14 protein-coding genes and 1 pseudogene are annotated in these 16,800 nt (G+C 64.4%); 2 read left to right on the top strand and 13 right to left on the bottom strand.

The features are described 5' to 3' along the window. Nucleotides 1-48: 48 nt before the first annotated feature. Nucleotides 49-1,371, top strand: a complete 1,323-nt coding sequence (gene brnQ, locus L085_RS08190; protein ID WP_044030521.1) for a branched-chain amino acid transport system II carrier protein — start codon at nucleotides 49-51, stop codon at nucleotides 1,369-1,371. Nucleotides 1,372-1,439: 68 nt separating this feature from the next. On the opposite strand, the pseudogene tkt reads toward brnQ, so the two are convergent. Beyond that, a pseudogene (gene tkt, locus L085_RS08185) lies at nucleotides 1,440-3,433 on the bottom strand (transketolase). 238 nt (nucleotides 3,434-3,671) lie between these two features. On the opposite strand from tkt, the gene L085_RS08180 reads away from it, so the two are divergent. Further along, entirely contained in the window at nucleotides 3,672-4,424 is a 753-nt protein-coding gene (locus tag L085_RS08180; protein ID WP_004937650.1) for a M48 family metallopeptidase, read from the top strand. A 42-nt stretch (nucleotides 4,425-4,466) separates the two neighbouring features. Here L085_RS08180 and L085_RS08175 read toward each other — a convergent pair whose 3' ends face one another. The 12 genes from L085_RS08175 to L085_RS08120 all read right to left on the bottom strand — a co-directional run bounded on the left by L085_RS08175 (nucleotide 4,467) and on the right by L085_RS08120 (nucleotide 16,788). Further along, nucleotides 4,467-6,107: a thiamine pyrophosphate-binding protein gene (locus L085_RS08175; RefSeq protein WP_044030519.1), complete on the bottom strand. Its 1,641-nt coding sequence runs from the start codon at nucleotides 6,105-6,107 to the stop codon at nucleotides 4,467-4,469. 52 nt (nucleotides 6,108-6,159) lie between these two features. Next, nucleotides 6,160-7,629, bottom strand: a complete 1,470-nt coding sequence (locus tag L085_RS08170; protein WP_044030518.1) for an aldehyde dehydrogenase — start codon at nucleotides 7,627-7,629, stop codon at nucleotides 6,160-6,162. 16 nt (nucleotides 7,630-7,645) lie between these two features. After that, nucleotides 7,646-8,440 (bottom strand): aspartate dehydrogenase, encoded by a 795-nt coding sequence (locus tag L085_RS08165; protein ID WP_004937643.1) that lies wholly within the window; start codon nucleotides 8,438-8,440, stop codon nucleotides 7,646-7,648. Between the two features lie 15 nt (nucleotides 8,441-8,455). Beyond that, on the bottom strand, nucleotides 8,456-9,250 hold the full coding sequence (locus L085_RS08160; RefSeq protein WP_004937639.1) for an SDR family oxidoreductase: 795 nt from the start codon (nucleotides 9,248-9,250) through the stop codon (nucleotides 8,456-8,458). Next, nucleotides 9,247-10,065 carry an alpha/beta hydrolase gene (locus tag L085_RS08155; protein ID WP_044030517.1) on the bottom strand — a complete coding sequence of 273 codons (819 nt, stop codon included), beginning with the start codon at nucleotides 10,063-10,065 and terminating at the stop codon, nucleotides 9,247-9,249. The genes L085_RS08160 and L085_RS08155 overlap by 4 nt, the downstream gene beginning before the upstream one ends. Further along, entirely contained in the window at nucleotides 10,065-10,589 is a 525-nt protein-coding gene (locus L085_RS08150) for a cupin domain-containing protein (protein WP_004937634.1), read from the bottom strand. Before L085_RS08150 ends, L085_RS08155 begins: the two co-directional genes overlap by 1 nt. Nucleotides 10,590-10,621: 32 nt before the next feature. After that, on the bottom strand, nucleotides 10,622-11,878 hold the full coding sequence (locus tag L085_RS08145) for an MFS transporter (protein WP_015379009.1): 1,257 nt from the start codon (nucleotides 11,876-11,878) through the stop codon (nucleotides 10,622-10,624). A gap of 23 nt (nucleotides 11,879-11,901) precedes the next feature. Next, on the bottom strand, nucleotides 11,902-13,113 hold the full coding sequence (locus tag L085_RS08140; RefSeq protein WP_044030516.1) for an FAD-dependent oxidoreductase: 1,212 nt from the start codon (nucleotides 13,111-13,113) through the stop codon (nucleotides 11,902-11,904). Next, nucleotides 13,110-14,051: a VOC family protein gene (locus tag L085_RS08135; protein WP_021504736.1), complete on the bottom strand. Its 942-nt coding sequence runs from the start codon at nucleotides 14,049-14,051 to the stop codon at nucleotides 13,110-13,112. The genes L085_RS08140 and L085_RS08135 overlap by 4 nt, the downstream gene beginning before the upstream one ends. 109 nt (nucleotides 14,052-14,160) lie before the next feature. Beyond that, nucleotides 14,161-14,955, bottom strand: coding sequence for an IclR family transcriptional regulator (locus L085_RS08130; RefSeq protein ID WP_044030515.1), 795 nt, complete (start codon nucleotides 14,953-14,955; stop codon nucleotides 14,161-14,163). Nucleotides 14,956-14,992: 37 nt separating this feature from the next. Continuing rightward, nucleotides 14,993-15,748, bottom strand: a complete 756-nt coding sequence (locus L085_RS08125) for an SDR family oxidoreductase (RefSeq protein WP_015379012.1) — start codon at nucleotides 15,746-15,748, stop codon at nucleotides 14,993-14,995. Next, on the bottom strand, nucleotides 15,745-16,788 hold the full coding sequence (locus tag L085_RS08120) for an aromatic ring-hydroxylating dioxygenase subunit alpha (protein WP_033632121.1): 1,044 nt from the start codon (nucleotides 16,786-16,788) through the stop codon (nucleotides 15,745-15,747). Before L085_RS08120 ends, L085_RS08125 begins: the two co-directional genes overlap by 4 nt. Between the last annotated feature and the right edge of the window lie 12 nt (nucleotides 16,789-16,800).

Genomic DNA, 16,800 nt, shown 5'->3' with positions numbered 1-16,800 from the left:
CTGCAGGCGGGCCGTTTATTTCATGAATACAGGCAGTGCCATACCGTTATGACCAAGAGTTTATCCCCGAAAGACATTATCGCCCTGGGCTTTATGACCTTTGCCCTGTTTGTCGGCGCCGGCAACATCATTTTCCCGCCGCTGGTGGGGCTGCAGTCCGGCGAACATCTGTGGCCGGCCGCCCTCGGGTTTATGGTGACCGCCGTCGCCCTGCCGGTGATCGCCGTGATCGCGTTGGCGCGCGTCGGCGGCAGCATCAGCCTGCTTACCGGCCCCATCGGCCGCACCGCCGGCCTGCTGCTGGCGACCGTCTGCTATCTGGCGCTCGGCCCGCTGTTCGCCACGCCGCGAACCGCCAATGTCTCTTTCGCCCTCGGCATTGCGCCTTTCACCGGCGACGGCGCCCTGCCGCAGTTCATCTACAGCCTGCTGTTCTTTACCCTGGCGATGATTGTGTCGCTATATCCCGGACGGTTGCTCGATAACGTCGGCCATATTCTGGCGCCGCTGAAAATTCTGGCGCTGGCCGCGCTCGGCATCGCCGCCCTGATCTGGCCCGCAGGCGCACCGCTCTCCGCCGTCGGCAGCTATCAGGCCTCGGCGTTTTCCACCGGCTTCGTACAGGGTTATCAAACCATGGACACGCTGTCGGCGCTGATGTTCGGTTCGATTATCGTTACCGCCGCCCGCTCGCGCGGCGTCAGCGACAGCGGGTTGCTGCTGCGTTATACGCTGTGGGCCAGCCTGATCGCCGGCGTCGGCCTGACGCTGGTCTATATCTGCATGTTCAAACTCGGCGCCGGCAGCGGCAGCCTGCTCGAGAATGGCGCTCAGGATGGCGCGGCAATCCTGCACGCCTATGTACAGCACACCTTCGGCGATCTGGGCAGCGTCTTTATGGCGGCGCTGATGTTCATCGCCTGCCTGGTAACGGCGGTTGGCATGACCTGTGCCTGCGCGGACTTCTTCTCCCGCTACCTGCCGCTCTCTTATCGCACGCTGGTGGTCATCCTCGCTCTCTTCGCCATGCTGGTTTCCAACATGGGGCTGGCCAATCTGATCCGCGTCTCGCTGCCGGTGCTGACGGCGATCTACCCGCCCTGCATCGCGCTGGTGTTGCTCAGCTTCAGCCAGAACCGCTGGCGCAGCGCCAGGCGCGTCTTTGCGCCAGTGATCGCCACCAGCCTGGTGTTTGGCCTCGCCGACGGCCTGAAGGCTTCCAGCTTCAGCGGCCTGCTACCCGCCTGGTTCGATAAGCTGCCGCTGGCCGAGCAGGGTCTGGTCTGGCTGCAGCCTACGCTGTTGGTGCTGTTGCTGGCGGCGGCTTACGACCGGTTGCGCAGCGCCGAAAGCGTCAAGGCCGCGTCGTAATCGCGATTTCCGCCCATAAAAAAAGCCGGTCATCATGACCGGCTTTTTATCGGCTTGCGCCCGGCGGCTTACTTCAGCAGCGCCTGCGCCTTGGCCACCACGTTGTCCACGGTGAAGCCGAACTCGGCGAACAGCTGCTCCGCCGGCGCCGACTCACCGAAGGTGGTCATGCCCACGATGGCGCCGTTCAGCCCCACGTACTTGTACCAGTAGTCCGCGATACCCGCTTCCACCGCCACACGTGCCGTCACCGCCGCCGGCAGCACCGACTCACGGTACGCCGCATCCTGCTTGTCGAACGCGTCGGTCGACGGCATCGACACCACGCGCACCTTGCGGCCCGCCGCGGTCAGTTTGTCCGCCGCCTCCACCGTGATGCCCACTTCGGAGCCGGTGGCAATCAGGATAACGTMYGGCGTGCCCGCRCAGTCTWTCAGCACGTAGCCGCCGCGGTACACGTTCGCCAGCTGCTCTGCGGTGCGCGGCTGCTGGGTCAGGTTCTGGCGCGAGAACACCAGCGTGGTCGGGCCGTCGTTACGCTCGATGCCGTACTGCCACGCCACCGCCGATTCCACCTGGTCGCACGGGCGCCAGGTGCTCATGTTCGGGGTCACGCGCAGGCTCGCCAGCTGCTCCACCGGCTGGTGGGTCGGGCCGTCTTCGCCCAGACCGATGGAGTCGTGGGTGTAGACGAACACGTTGCGCAGCTTCATCAGCGCCGCCATGCGCACCGCGTTGCGGGCGTATTCCACGAACATCAGGAAGGTCGCCGAGTACGGCAGGAAACCGCCGTGCAGCGCGATGCCGTTGGTGATGGCGGTCATGCCGAACTCGCGCACGCCGTAATGAATGTAGTTGCCCGCCGGGTCAACGTTCAGCGCTTTCGAGCCGGACCACATGGTCAGGTTGCTCGGCGCCAGGTCGGCGGAGCCGCCCAGGAACTCCGGCAGCACCTTGCCGAACGCTTCCAGCGCGTTCTGCGACGCCTTGCGGCTGGCGATGTTGGCCGGGTTGGCCTGCAGTTTTTCCACGAACGCTTTGGCGTCGGCTTTCCAGTCGGCCGGCAGCTCGCCGTTCATGCGGCGCTTGAACTCGGCGGCCAGTTCCGGGAAGGCCCTGGCGTAGGCGGCGAACTTGTCGTTCCAGGCCGCTTCCTTGGCCTGACCGGCTTCTTTGGCGTCCCACTGGGCGTAGATGTCCTGCGGGATTTCAAAGGCGGCGTATTTCCAGCCCAGCGCTTCGCGGGTGGCGGCCACTTCGGCGGCGCCCAGCGCAGCGCCGTGCACGTCATGGGTGCCGGCCTTGTTCGGCGAACCAAAGCCGATAACGGTCTTGCACATCAGCAGCGACGGCTTGTCGGTCACCTGGCGGGCTTCTTCAATCGCCGCCTTGATGGCGTCCGGGTTGTGGCCGTCGACGTTGCGCACCACGTGCCAGCCGTAGGCTTCGAAGCGCAGGGCGGTGTCGTCGGTGAACCAGCCGTCGACGTGGCCGTCGATGGAGATGCCGTTGTCATCGTAGAAGGCGGTCAGCTTGCCGAGCTTGAGGGTGCCGGCCAGGGAGCAGACTTCGTGCGAGATGCCTTCCATCATGCAGCCGTCGCCCATGAAGGCGTAGGTGTGGTGGTCGACRATGTCATGGCCGGGGCGGTTGAACTGCGCCGCCAGGGTGCGTTCGGCGATGGCGAAGCCGACGGCGTTGGCGATGCCCTGGCCCAGCGGGCCGGTGGTGGTCTCAACGCCCGGGGTGTAGCCGTACTCCGGGTGGCCCGGGGTTTTGGAATGCAGCTGACGGAAGTTTTCCAGCTCGCGCATCGGCAGGTCGTAGCCGGTGAGGTGCAGGAGGCTGTAAATCAACATGGAGCCGTGGCCGTTGGAGAGCACGAAACGGTCGCGGTCAGCCCAGTGCGGGTTAGTCGGGTTGTGGTTGAGGTAGTCACGCCACAGGACTTCGGCGATGTCCGCCATGCCCATAGGGGCCCCCGGGTGGCCGGAATTTGCTTTTGTACGGCGTCCATGCTGAGTGCGCGGATAGCGTTGGCAAGCTCTTTACGAGAGGACATGTTTTACTCCAGGTCGGATAAAAAAAGCAGTCAAGTTCCCTATTTTCTCAGACTCCACATCACAACGGCAATCCCTAATGCCAAATGAGAGCGAGTTCACCACTTATTAGCACGATTGGTCGCTTTTTCGGAATAACACTATTCTCGCTCCGGCTGGCGTACACTAGGCTCTTGCGACAAGATTTCCTCCAGGCAAAATGACTCTTTTACCTTGTTACCTTCACAGGAAGATGGCGTTATGAAAATTCGTACCTCTTTGATTGCGTTGGGCATTGCCACCCTGGCAACCGGCTGTCAAAACCTGAATACCGAAACCCTGATGCAGTCCGGCGCGCAGGCGTTCCAGGCGGCGACCCTGAGCAACAACGACGTTAAGGCCCTGAGTGATAAATCCTGCGCCGAGATGGACAGCAAGGCACAAATCGCGCCGGCCGACAGCACCTATGCCAAGCGCCTCAACAAAATCGCTGCGGCGCTGGGCGACAACATCAACGGCACCCCGGCCAACTACAAGGTCTACGTGACCAAAGACGTCAACGCCTGGGCGATGGCCAACGGCTGCATTCGCGTCTACAGCGGCCTGATGGACATCATGAACGACAACGAAGTGGAAGGCGTGCTGGGCCACGAAATGGGCCACGTGGCGCTGGGCCACACCCGTAAAGCGATGCAGGTGGCTTACGGCACCGTGGCGCTGCGCACCGCGGCGTCCTCCGCCGGCGGCGTCATCGGCTCGCTGTCGCAGTCGCAGCTGGCGGATATCGGCGAGAAGCTGGTCAGCGCCCAGTTCTCGCAGAAGCAGGAAAGCGAAGCGGATGATTACTCGTTCGATCTGCTGAAAAAACGCGGTATCGATCCGAACGGCCTGGCCACCAGCTTCGAAAAACTGGCCCAAATGGAAGCCGGTCGTCAGAGCAGCATGTTCGACGATCACCCGTCTTCCCAAGCGCGCGCACAGCACATTCGCGATCGCATCGCGGCAGAGAAATAACCACGAGAACGCCCGGCAACCGCCGGGCGTTTTTTTATCGTCTCAATACAGCGTTTTCTGCGGCGGCCCGGCGAAGGTCAGCGGCCCGACCTGCTTCATGTCCACCTCGACCACCGACGGCCCCGGGTAGTTGATCGCTTCGGCCAGCACGCCGTTGAACTGCGCCGCCGCCTCGACCTTCCAGGCTTTCAGCCCCATCGCTTCAGCTATTTGAGTAAAGGCCGGCGTATGCAGCTCGTTGTAATACTGGCGCCCGGCGAAGTACTTGTCCTGGATGCCGCGCATCACGCCATAACCGCCGTCGTTCATGATCAGCAGGGTGATGTTCACCTGTTCCTGCGCCATGGTCGCCAGTTCCCCCAGGCCCAGCGCCAAACCGCCATCGCCCACCAGCCCCACCACCTTGCGCTGCGGGTTGGCAATCGCGGTGCCAATCGCCATCGGCAACCCCATGCCAATAGCGCCGGCCAGCGAGTGAATGTTGCACAGCGGCGAGATCGCACGGAACAGACGGCTGCCCCAGACGCTGCCGGAAACGGTGATATCGCGCACCAACAGCCCGTCCTGGGGCAGTGCGGCGTCGATGGCGTCATTGAGTTTGGCGTATTCACCGGACTGCTGGCGCAGCGCGCTCTCCGCCTGCTGCACCGCCCCCGCGATTTCGGCATCCCACTCGGCGTTGACCTTTTCGCCGGGGGCCAACCGCGCCGCCAGCGCCGCCAGCAGCGCCGCGCAGTCGCCGTTGATCTGCTCATCGGCCAGGTAGTTGCGGTTGGCCGCCGCCGGATCGATGTCAATCTGCACCAGCGGGCGCGGCAGCGGCAGCGTCCAGGTACGGGTTTCATTACTGCGCAGACGCGAACCGGCCACCAGCGTCAGATCGCACTGCGTCAGGATCGCTTCGATGCTCGGTGAGTTATGGAACGCCCGCAGGCTGCGCGGATGGCTGTCCGGCAGAATGCCGCGTCCGTGGGTGCTGGAGATCACCGCCACGCCGGCGTCCGCCAGCTTGCGCACCGCATCGCCGCAGGCCAACGCGCCGCCGCCCAGCCACAGCAATGGGCGCTTGGCCTGTTTCAGCCGCTGATGCAGCCGCTCCATCGCCGCATCGTCCGCCTTCGGCAGCGGCGCCGGCGCCAACGCTTCGGTCAGCACCGAGCGGGACACCAGGCTGCTTTGAATATCGATCGGGATCTCGACCGCCACCGGGCCGCAGGGCACGGTTTGCGCATCCAGGATCGCCCGCTGGATCACCGCCACCGCCTGCTCCGGCGAATTGACCCGGTAGGCGCGCTTGGAGCAGGCGCGCAAAAAACCGAGCTGATCGCGGGTTTCATGAATAAACCCGGCGTCGGCGTCCAGATAGGCTTTTTCTACCTGGCCGGTGATATGCAACAGCGGCGTGTTGGCGTTAAGCGCTTCAATCATCGCCCCCACCGCGTTGCCCGCGCCGGCGCCGGTGCTGGTCAACGCCACGCCCAGGCCGGAGAAGCGCCCGTGCGCATCGGCCATGGTGACCGCGCCCGCTTCGCCGCGCGCCGGCACGAAGCGAATTTTATCGCGCTGCCCCACCGCATCGGCGATCGGCAGATTATGAATCGAAATGATGCCGTACATCGCCGACACCGCGTACTGTTCCAGAGTCCGGGCTATCGCCTCGCCAACCGTGATTTTATCGCTCATCATCTGCCTTCTTAAGGTAGTCGTTATTAGGGTTATGCGTAGAGGTGTCGGCCTAGTCGCTCCAGCGGTTCACCTGATGGCTCAGCGCCAGATACACGCTTTTCTGCTGCATGTAGGCCTTGATGCCGTTCAGGCCTTTTTCGCGGCCCAGCCCGCTTTCCTTGAAACCGCCGAACGGCGTGGAAATCGAGAACGTTTTGTAAGTATTGACCCAGACGGTGCCGGTTTCCAGCCGCTCCGCCAGCGCCATCGCGCGAGGGAAGTCGCGGCTCCAGATGCCGGCCGCCAGGCCATACACCGAGTCGTTGGCCTGTTCGATCAGCTGTTGCTCGTCGTCGAACGGCAGCGCCACCAGCACCGGGCCGAAGATCTCTTCCTGGCAAACGCGGGCGTCGTTGTTCAAGCCTTCAATAATGGTCGGCAGGTAATAGCTGCCGCTCGCCAGTTGCGGATCGGCCGGCGCTTCGCCGCCGATGACCACCCGGCCGCCCTCCTGCCGCGCCAGCGCCACGTAGTCCGCCACGCTTTGCCGATGTTTGGCGCTGATCAGCGGGCCAAGATGCACGCCCGGCACCAGCGGGTTGCCGATGCGCAGTCCCGCGCTCAGTTCGGTCAAGCGCGCCAGCAGCGGCTGATACAGCGAACGGTGTACGAACAGCCGCGAGCCGGCGATGCACGCCTGGCCGGCGGAGCTGAAAATGCCGTAGCAGATGCCGCGCGCCGCCTGTTCCAGATCGGCGTCCTCCAGCACGATGGTCGGCGATTTGCCCCCCAGCTCCAGCGAGGTGGGGATCAGCTTATCGGCGGCGATGTGCGCCAAATGGCGCCCGGTGCTGGTCCCGCCGGTAAAGGAAATCTTCTTCACCAGCGGATGGCGCGCCAACGCCTCGCCGATCACCGAACCTTTGCCCGGCAACACGCTGAGCAGCCCGGCCGGCAGCCCCGCCTGTTCGAACAACTCGGCCAGCTTCAGCGCCATCAGCGGCGTGGCTTCGGCCGGCTTGAGCACCACCGCGTTGCCCGCCGCCAGCGCCGGCGCCACCTTCTGCATTTCGCTGGCGATCGGTGAGTTCCACGGCGTAATGGCGGCGATCACTCCCATCGGTTGATACTGGCTGAGGGTCATCACCTCGGCGCTGCGTGGGGTCGGCAGCTCGCCTTCCAACACCTCGCAGGCGGCGGCGAAGTAGCGCGCGGTCGCCGCTGCGCTGGCCACCAGGCCGCGGGTTTCCGTCAGCGGTTTGCCGTTGTCGCGAGTCTGTAGCTCGGCCAGCTGTTCCTGCTGCGCCAGGATCAGGTTGCTCACGCGGTAGAGAATTGAAGCACGCTGATGCGGCACCAGCCCGCGCCAATCCGGCGCGCGCCAGGCGCGTTCCGCCGCTTCCACCGCCTCGTTCACGTCCTCGACGTTAGCGGCGCGCAACCGCGCGTTGACGCTGCCGTCGGCCGGGAATACCGAAGCCATCTCTTCGCCACGCCCTTCACGCCAGCGCCCGGCGACAAAAATATTCAATCGTTCCATGCTCCGCTCCTGCCGTTCAGGCAATAAAACCGCCGTCCACCAGACGGCGGCAGGCTTGTACCGCGCTCAGCGCCGCCAGGGTTGATGTTTTGGGATTGCTCGCCAGCGGGTTACCGCTCAGCTCAATGTGAAACTCGCCAAAGTCGCCGCACACCTGCAGGCGATGGGTATTACGCCGGGTGGCGGGATCGACCTGCAGACGCACCCGGGTGGCGTCCATCCCCAGACCGTTGAGCGCAATAGTGGCCGCCACGTTGGCATTGGCCGGGAACAAACGCGCCGCTTCGCGCGCCGAGCCTTCAAAAAATACCTGCGCCTCGCGCACCGCATCGAGGTCGATCAGTTGCTCCGCCGGGCTGCCGCGCCAGCTGGCCGGGCTCTTGCTGGCCTGATAGGTCACGCTCTCCAACCCGCCTTCACGCGCCGACGCCAGCCCGTCCATCCCCGCCACCGCGCCGGACAGCACGATCAGTTGCCCGTGATGGCTGCGGCAAACCTGCTGCAGCCGCTGTTGCAAGGCGGCGTCCGCCAGCGCACCGGTCGAGATCACCGCCAGCGGCCAACCGCGCTGCAGCACCGCCTCGCCAAACTCCGCTACCGCCTGCTGGCTGGCGCACTCCAGCACCAAATCCGGCCGCTGCGAACACTGCTCCGGATGGGTCAGCGCCTGCACCCGCCCGCCAAAAGCCTCGGCGATCGCCGCATGATGAGCTGCGCGCGCCAGGATCCAGCCGACCTCCACGCCTTCCGGCAGACGGGCGATCACCTCCTTCGCCATTGCGCCGTAGCCAATCATCATGATCTTCTTCATCTTTCTCGGCCCCTGCTACACATGGCGGTTAAAGCCGCCGGAAACGTCCAGCGCCGCGCCGGTGGTAAAGGAAGCCAGCGGCGAAGCGAGGAACAACAGCGCCTGCGCCGGCTCCTGCGGCTTGCCGAGGCGTTTCATCGGGATGCCGCGGCGTTCGGCGATCGCCGCCGTCCACTGCTCCCAGCTTTGATCTTTATCGCTGCGATCGTCGAAACGGCGGCGCCACTGGCCCGACTCCACCATCCCCAGCAAGATCGAGTTAACGCGAATGCCTTTGCCCACCAGCTCTTTCGACAGCGTCAGCGTCATGTTGAGCAGCGCGGCACGCGCCGCCGAGGTGGCGATCATGTGCTCTTCCGGCTGCAGCGCCAGCAGCGAGTTGACGCAGGTGATAGACGCGATCGCCGATCGTTCCAGCGCCGGTAAGAACGCCTGCACCGGGTTGATCACGCCGAACAGCTTCAGCTCGGCCTCATGCAGCCAGGCCTCGCGCGGCGTCTGGTCAAAATGGGCGACGAAGCCCTGACCGGCGTTGTTGATCAGCAGATCCACGCCGCCGAAATGCGCCGTCACCTGAGCGGCGAACTGCGCCACCTGCTGCGCGTCCAGTACGTCACAGCGCAGCGCCAGGATATCCGCCTGCGGGAAGTCCGCGCGCAGGCTGGCTGCTGCGCCGGCCAGTTTGTCCGGATCGCGGCCGCAGAACGCCACTTTCGCCCCTTCGGCCAGCAGCAGCTTCAGGGTTTCGAAACCGATGCCCGACGAGCCGCCGGTCACCACCGCCACCCGATCCTCAAGCTGAAAATTCATCGTTGGATTGCTCCCGTAAAGTCCCGCAGATAGCGGTTGAAACACGCCGGCGCATCGAGGTAGCTGGCATGACCGGCGGCGGCGATCAGACACAGCGCCGCATCCTGTTCACCCGCCAGCTCGGCCGCCTTCTCCGGTGGCGTAATGCGATCCTGTTCGCCGCACCACACCTCCAGCGGGCCGCGATAGCGCGCCAGATAGCGGCCGATATCATCGTTGGCCAGCATCCAGGCGGCACTCAGAAAACCGTCGGGATCGAGCTGCTGCATGCCGTTGCGCACCCAGGCGATATCCTGCGGATCCGCCCCTTCACGCAGCAAGGCCGCCGCCCGCTGCTCGCCGTAGCCCACCGGCCCCAGCGTCTCTATCATCTGCTGGCGCTGGCCGTACACCTGCCGACGCTTTTCCTCCGGCGCCGTGGCATAGCCCTGCGCCGGATCCGCCAACACCAGCCCGCACAGCCCATCCGGATAGCCGGCGGCATAGGCGCTGCCGATCAGCGCCCCCAGCGAATGGCCGACGATCAGCGGCTGCACCAGCTGCAGCTCATCAATCAGCGCCGCCAACGCCGCCGCATAACCGGCGGCATCGGCCTGCGGATCCGCCAACGGCAGGCTGCCGCCGTAGCCCGGCGCGTCCCATGCCACCAGACGGTGGCCGTCCGTCAGGCCGTTATCGTTGAACTGCTTGATCCACGAGGCGGATCCGGAGCTGATGCCATGCAGCAACACCACCGGCCGCCCCTGCCCGGCCTCGCGCCAGCTCAGGGTGTACGCCCCGCAGCGCGCCCGTTGGCGTTGCGCCAGGCCGTTCATCAGTTGCGCTTCACTTTGGACAGCGGGTGATCCGCCGGATAGGTCGGGATCTCCGGCTTGGCGGTGCCGAGCATCACGCACATCAGCGCCTCTTCCTCGCCGTGGTTGAACAGGCCGCGATACACCCCCGCCGGCACCGAGATCAGATCGCGCTCTTTCAGCCTGGTTTCGTAATACTCTTCGCCATCCTGAATCATCAGCGTGATGCTGCCTTTCAGCATGAAGAACACTTCTTCCACGTCATCATGCAGGTGCAGCGGGCCCTCGCACTTCGAAGGCAGCACCATGGTGGAGAAGGTGAAGTTGCCTGCCGGAATGGTGTTGGCATCGCTGGCCACGCCGGTGGCGCCGGTGCCGATGTAGCGCATCTGCGCACGGCGGTATTTCGGGTCGAAGTCGGCCTGGAATTTCAGCGCGTTCCAGTCATATTTGCGGCCCTCGAAACGGGCGATACGCGACTCCACCCAGTTTTCCATCGACAGATCCTGCGGCTTGACGCCGGCTTTGTTCTCAACCTGAGACATGTTGTCACTCCTCTGTTGAATCGATTGATTAATCAGTACTTTCTCAGCAACGGCAGCAGAATGAGGCAGCCGACGAAAGCCATCACCACCAGGAACAGCAGGCCGTTATCCATATTGCCGGTGGCGGCGATCAGCGCCCCCATCAGCACCGGCGCCAGCGCACCGGCAAAATTGCCCAATCCGTTGAAGATGCCGCCGGCGGTGGCGCTCACCTTGCTGCTGGTGGCCTTCGCCAACAGCGCGAAAATATTCGGCGCGCCGGCGCCCCACATAAAGGTGCTGAAGGCCATGGCGGCGATCACGCTGTAGGTGCCCTGCAGGTGCAACACCACCGCCAGACCGAGGCCGGCGCCGCACAGCGACAGGAAGCAGGCCAGCGCGCGGCGATCCAGCTTGTCCGACAGCCAGGCGCCCAGCACTTCGCCGAGCAGCATGGCGATGAACGGCAGCGAAGAGAGGTAACCGGCATGTTCCAGATGAATGCCTTTGCCCTTGATCAGGTAGCTCGGCAGCCAGCCGTTCATGCCCCACAGGTAGGTCAGGAAGGCGATGTTGAACAGGCAAATCATCCAGAAATGCGGGCTGCGCAGCAGCTCGCGGCGATGCTGTTTGCGTTCGGACACCGCCGGTTTGGCCGCCGCCGCCGGACGCGCGACGTTCAGGTGGCGCATGCCGAACAGCACCAGCAACATCACCGGCAGCGTCAGAAACGCCATAAAGAAGAAGGTGGCCTGCCAGTCGAAGGTATTGAGGATGTACAGGGTGACCGGGAAGCCGAGCGCGGCCCCCAGCGGCGTGCCGAGCAACCACAGCATGGTGGCGCGCGCCTGCAGCTGCGGCGGGAAAGCCTGACGAATAATGGCGTAGGCCATCGGCAGCAGCGGCCCTTCGGCGATGCCGAGCAGAATGCGCAGCGTCATCATGGCGTGATAGGAGCGCACCAGCCCCATCAACACCATCAGCACGCCCCACACCACCATCATGCCAATCAATACTTTGACCGGATTAAGCCGATCGCCGATGCCGCTGAGCAGCATCGAGGAGATGCCGTAGGAGAACAGAAACGCGCTCATCAGCAACCCCAGCCGCGCCGGGTCAAAACCGATGCCCAATGCCTGCTGAAACTCGGCGTCGGAAAACAGCGCCGCGATGCTGATCTTGTCGAAAAACGCCAGCAGCACGCAGGCAAACAGCGCGATCGGTACCGACCAGCGCACCCGCTGCTGCGGATTTTCGGCAACGGTTTCCCCCGCCCGTCCAGCGCGGGCGTCAATGTCTTGCGTAGTCATAAAACGCTCCCGAGGTTCGGGCGTTATTTCAACGCCATCAAAGAAAACTCCGCATCCGCCAGTTGCTGCGGATCCAGCACCCGGCCACTCGCCAACCAACGCTTGCCGAGCTTGATGGTGCGCGCGTCGTTGAACGCCACCATCTGCACCAGCTGCCGATCGGCGTTCAGCGTGAAGAACACCTGCGACTGCGGCGTGCGGCGCACCACATGGTGCACGCCGCCGCTCGGCACGCCGAGGATCTGGATATTGACGTCATATTGATCCGACCACAGCCAGGCCACGTCGTCATACGGAGCGGCGAAGGCGTCGAGCATCGCGCAGGCGGTGCTGATGGCCTGATTTTGCGCGTAGGCCCAGGACTGCAGGCACAGACCAAGCGTCGGGTGGCGCGCCACATCGCCGGCGGCGAAGATCGCCGGATGGCTGGTGCGCCCCTGGCCGTCGACCACGATGCCGGACTCGATAGCCAGCCCGGCGCTGCGCGCCAGTTCGAGATTCAGCTCGACGCCGATCCCCACCACCACCAGATCGAAGACCTGCGGATCGCTGACTTCGCTGCCGATCCAGGCGGCGCCGTCGCGATCTTCCAGCGAGATCTCGCCGCAGCCGCACAACACAGTGACACCCTGCCGGCGATGCAGTTCGAGCAACGCCTGTGAGACGTCGGCGCCGACGCTGCGCATGCACAGCGCAGGCTGGCGTTCAAACACCGTCACCTCGGCGCCGAGACGGCGCGCGGAAGCGGCGATCTCCAGCCCGATCCAACCGCCGCCGACGATAGCCAGACGACGGCAGCCCTGCAGCCCCTGCCGCAACCGGGCCGCATCGTCCCAGGAACGCAGCGTCATCACGCGCGGGTGCTGCGCCCAGGCAGCGCTCGGCAAACGCGGCCGCCCGCCGGTGGCGATCAGCAACTGCTCGAACTGCAGCCGTTGCCCGTCGCTGAGCGTAACGATTTGCTGTTCAGCGTCGATGGACTCGGCGCGCAGCGGGCGGCGCCAGTCGATATTCAGCTCCGCCACCGTCTGTTCGCTGAACAGCCGGCTGAGGGGCGCCGCGGCATCCAGCAGCGCCGCTTTCGACAGCGGCGGCCGCTCGTAAAAATCGTAGGGTTCGTCGCTGACAACCGTCAGCCGGCCGCTGTAACCCCGGTCGCGCAGCGTCTTGGCCACCCAACCGCCGGCCTGGCCGCCGCCGACGATGACGATGCCCGCCTGCTCCGGCCGGTTCATAACGCCTCCGCCTTTTTATGCTGGCGGCGCGTGTCGTGATCGATACCGCCCTCTACCGCCCATTCGGTGAAGGAGACCAGCGAATGTTCCAGCTCGCGCGGCTGCCAGTTTTCCGTCAGATAATCGTCGTTGGTGTAGTACTCGAACGCGCCGCCGGTCGGGCTGTTGACGTACCAGAAATAGGCCGAGGAGATCGGGTGACGGCCGGGGCCGATAAAGGTGCTCCACTGCTCTTTGTTCATGGCAATGCCGCCGCCGATCACTTCGTGGATATCGCGCACGGTGAACGCCACGTGGTTCAGGCCGCGAGGGCGGTTCGGCAGCTTCAGCAGGAACAGGTTATGGTGGCCGCCGCGCGCCTGGGTGCGCAGGAAGACGGCGCGATCGATATAGCGATCGGAAACCTGGAAATCCAACAGCTCGCGGTAGAAACGCTCGGTCGCCGCCAGATCTTCAACGAAGAACACCACGTGGCCAATGTTGATCGGCTGCGCCTGCGAATAGACCGGGCTGGGTTGATCGATGCGGCGCACGTCGCCCCATTGGTTGATCGGCGTGACCGGCACCTCGACCGCCTGCTGGCGGCTGACGACGAAGCGCAGCGTCATACCGTTGGGATCGAGGCACTCCAGCTCTTCTCCCACCTGGCGGAAGCCGGGCATCAGCGCCAAACGCGGCTGCAGGCGCGCCAGATCGGCGGGCGAGGCCACGCCCCAGGTCATGCGGCGCAGGGTGGAACCGCCTTCAAACGCCGCAGGCAGCGCCGCGCTTTGCAGCGGATGCAGGACAACCCGCGCCCCGCTCAGGGTAGTGAATTCGCGCTGCGCTTCGCCCCAATGTTGCGTGGCGGGCTGCAGGCCGAAGTCTTGCATGAATTTTTCGCAGGTTGGCAGATCTTCGACGCCAAATTCCAGTTTTTCGATTCCGATTACGCTCATTGTTCAGCCTCACGTTCTCGCTGCATACGGTTTTCAGGCATGAGTGAACCCCGGCCCCTGTTTGCTACGGGCCTTGTCCCTGCCTGAGTAAAAGAGTCGGTCCTGTCGGTTAGCCGACGTTGGCCTGCGGCGGCGCGCCGAGGAAGCCGGAAATTTTCTCCGCCGCGTCGCGCACTTCCATGCGCAGCCGCTCGCGATCCGCTTTCGGGATCTCATCGGACGGCACCATGATGCTGACCACCGCCTCGACCCGCTGCTCGCGGTTGAAGATCGGGTAGACGATCGAGGAGATGCCGTGGCGGAAGAACGATTCGCCGATCACATAGCCGCGCGCCTTGTCTTGCCGCACCATCTGCCACAGCGTTTCGCGATCCTCCGGGGTGCCCGGCGCATTGCCCGGCAGCTGCGCGTCTGGATACAGTTGTTCGAACTCGCTGCGAGTCGCGCTGGTCAACAACATGCGGCCGAGCGAGGTTTGGTGCACCGGCAAGCGAGTGCCGACGCTGACCTGATTGATCTGCGAACCGGCGGCGCTGACGCGGGCGATATAGATCACGTCACGCCCGTCGCGGATCGCCAGATGGCTGCTGCACTGGCTGCGATCGCGCAGCTGCTCGATCACCGGCTGGCCGGCCTGCGCCACGTCCAGCGACGCGATATATTCGAAGCCGAGACGCAGCACCTTGATGCCGAGCGCAAAGGTGTTGGTGCGCGGATTGCGCTCCAGAAAGCCCAGGTGTTCGAGCGTCTGCACCACGCGATAAGCGGTGGCCTTCGGCATATCGACCAGGCGATGCAACTCGGCGAAGGTCATCTCTTTATGCTGCTCGCCAAACGCCAGCAGCAACTGCAACCCGCGATCCAGCCCCGGGATCAGATATTTACATGCTTGCTCGTCCGCCATCTCTCGCTCCTGCGCTGTGCGCCTGCCCTGCGGGCCGTCAGTTGAATACGAAGCCGCCGTTGACCGGCAGCAGTTGACCTGTGACAAAATCCGCCAGCGGCGACAGCAGATAAAGCACCGTACCGTTCACATCGTCCGGGTGCTGCGCCCCGGCCAACGCGCGCCCCTGCTCGTACAGCTGGTGGCGCTCGGCGGGGACATACTCGGTAGCTTCCACCCGCGTCAGGCCCGGCGCGATGGCGTTGACGCAGATCCCCTGCGGGCCCAGCTCACGCGCCATCGATCGGGTCATCGCGATCAGCGCGCCTTTGCTGGCGACATAGGCCATCAGGCGCGGCGCGCCCCACAGTGCGGTGTCCGACGCCACGTTGACGATCTTGGCGTGCGGGTTGCGCGCCAGCAGCGGCACCGCCGCCTGGCTCACCAGCCAGGTGCCGCGCACATTGACCTGCATCACCCGATCCCACAGTTCGATATCGTATTCCATCATGGTTTTGCCGCCGACGCCGGTCGCCAGCGCCGCGTTGTTCACCAGGCCGTCGATCCCGCCGCCGGCGGCGATCTTCTCGAACGCCGAACGGATCGAATCCGGTGACGCCAGATCGATGGTTTGCGTTTCCACCTGAGCGCCCTGCTCACGCAGCGCGGCACCGCTCGCCGCCAGCTCATCCGCCAAAATGTCGCACATCACCACCTGCGCGCCGGCAGCGGCGATGGCGGCGGCGAAGCTGTAGCCCAGGCCGCGCGCCGCGCCGGTGACCACGATGCGTTTACCGTTCAGCAGGCCGTTCACTGCGCCGCCTCCCGCTCGCGCAGCGTCGCCAGCTGTTTTTGCGCCTCTTTCTGCATCAGGCGGCGCAGACGAGAAAGTCCGACGTCGTGCTGGTACAGATATTCGCGGCCGCGGGCGTTAGGCGCCATGTTCTCAAGCACGATGCGATCCTGCTCGAGCACGTCCCAATGCAACGATTCCAGGCGGTTGCGGTACATGAAGCGCCACATGTCGCGCTGCCAGTCCTTGACCTTACGGATGCGCCAGAAGAATACCCGGCAGTGATCCTTGTCCTCCGGCACCACCATGCCGATGATCCAGAAGTGACCGCCCGGCCCGAAGCGCTTCTTGTACGGGATCGACAGGCGCATCCAATACGCGCCGCTGTTGCCGAATTCCACCCAGTCGAAGTTGACGCCGATCTGGCCGTTTTTCTTGAAGATGAAGCCGCTGTCGGTCGGCTCCAGCGCCATGTCCGCCTTGCGATCCCCTTCCGCCATCGAGTGTGAAGAGGAGTGCAGGTAGGTGCCGTGCATCGGATCCATCACGTTTTCCAGGGCGTACTGGTAGTTGCAGTTCCAGCTGGCGGTGCACAGAAAATGACTGTACGACGCTTCGTCCGCCAGCTCTTGCGGGAAAGTCAGCTCCGCCGGCGCTTCATCCGCCGTCACGCCGAAATAGAGGAACACCGCGCCATAGGCTTCTTTGGCCGGGTAAGATCGCAGGCATTTTTGCCCCACCAGCGGGCAGCGATCCACCGCCGGCACGTCTTTCACCGTCCCGTCGCCGCCGACTTCCACCCCGTGATACCAACAGGCGATGCGATCGCCGAGGTTCCACCCCATGGAAAGCCGCGCGCCACGGTGCGGGCAGCGGTCTTCCAGCGCGTGGATCTGGCCTTCAGCGTCGCGCCACACCACGATTTGCTGCTCCAGGCGGGTGATACCGACCGGGTTGTTGCCCACTTCCCAGCTGGCCAGCACCGGATACCACATGCCGCGCAGCCCCTGGTCAAGATAGTCCTGCAAGCTCTGTTCGGAGGATGTTGTGTTTGCTGTCATTGTCTTCTCCCG

Source organism: Serratia sp. FS14 (assembly GCF_000695995.1).
In the GTDB taxonomy this organism is placed as follows: domain Bacteria; phylum Pseudomonadota; class Gammaproteobacteria; order Enterobacterales; family Enterobacteriaceae; genus Serratia; species Serratia nematodiphila.
The sequence above is the reverse complement of the archived record's forward strand: the minus strand, read 5'-3'. Positions and strand labels throughout refer to the sequence as shown.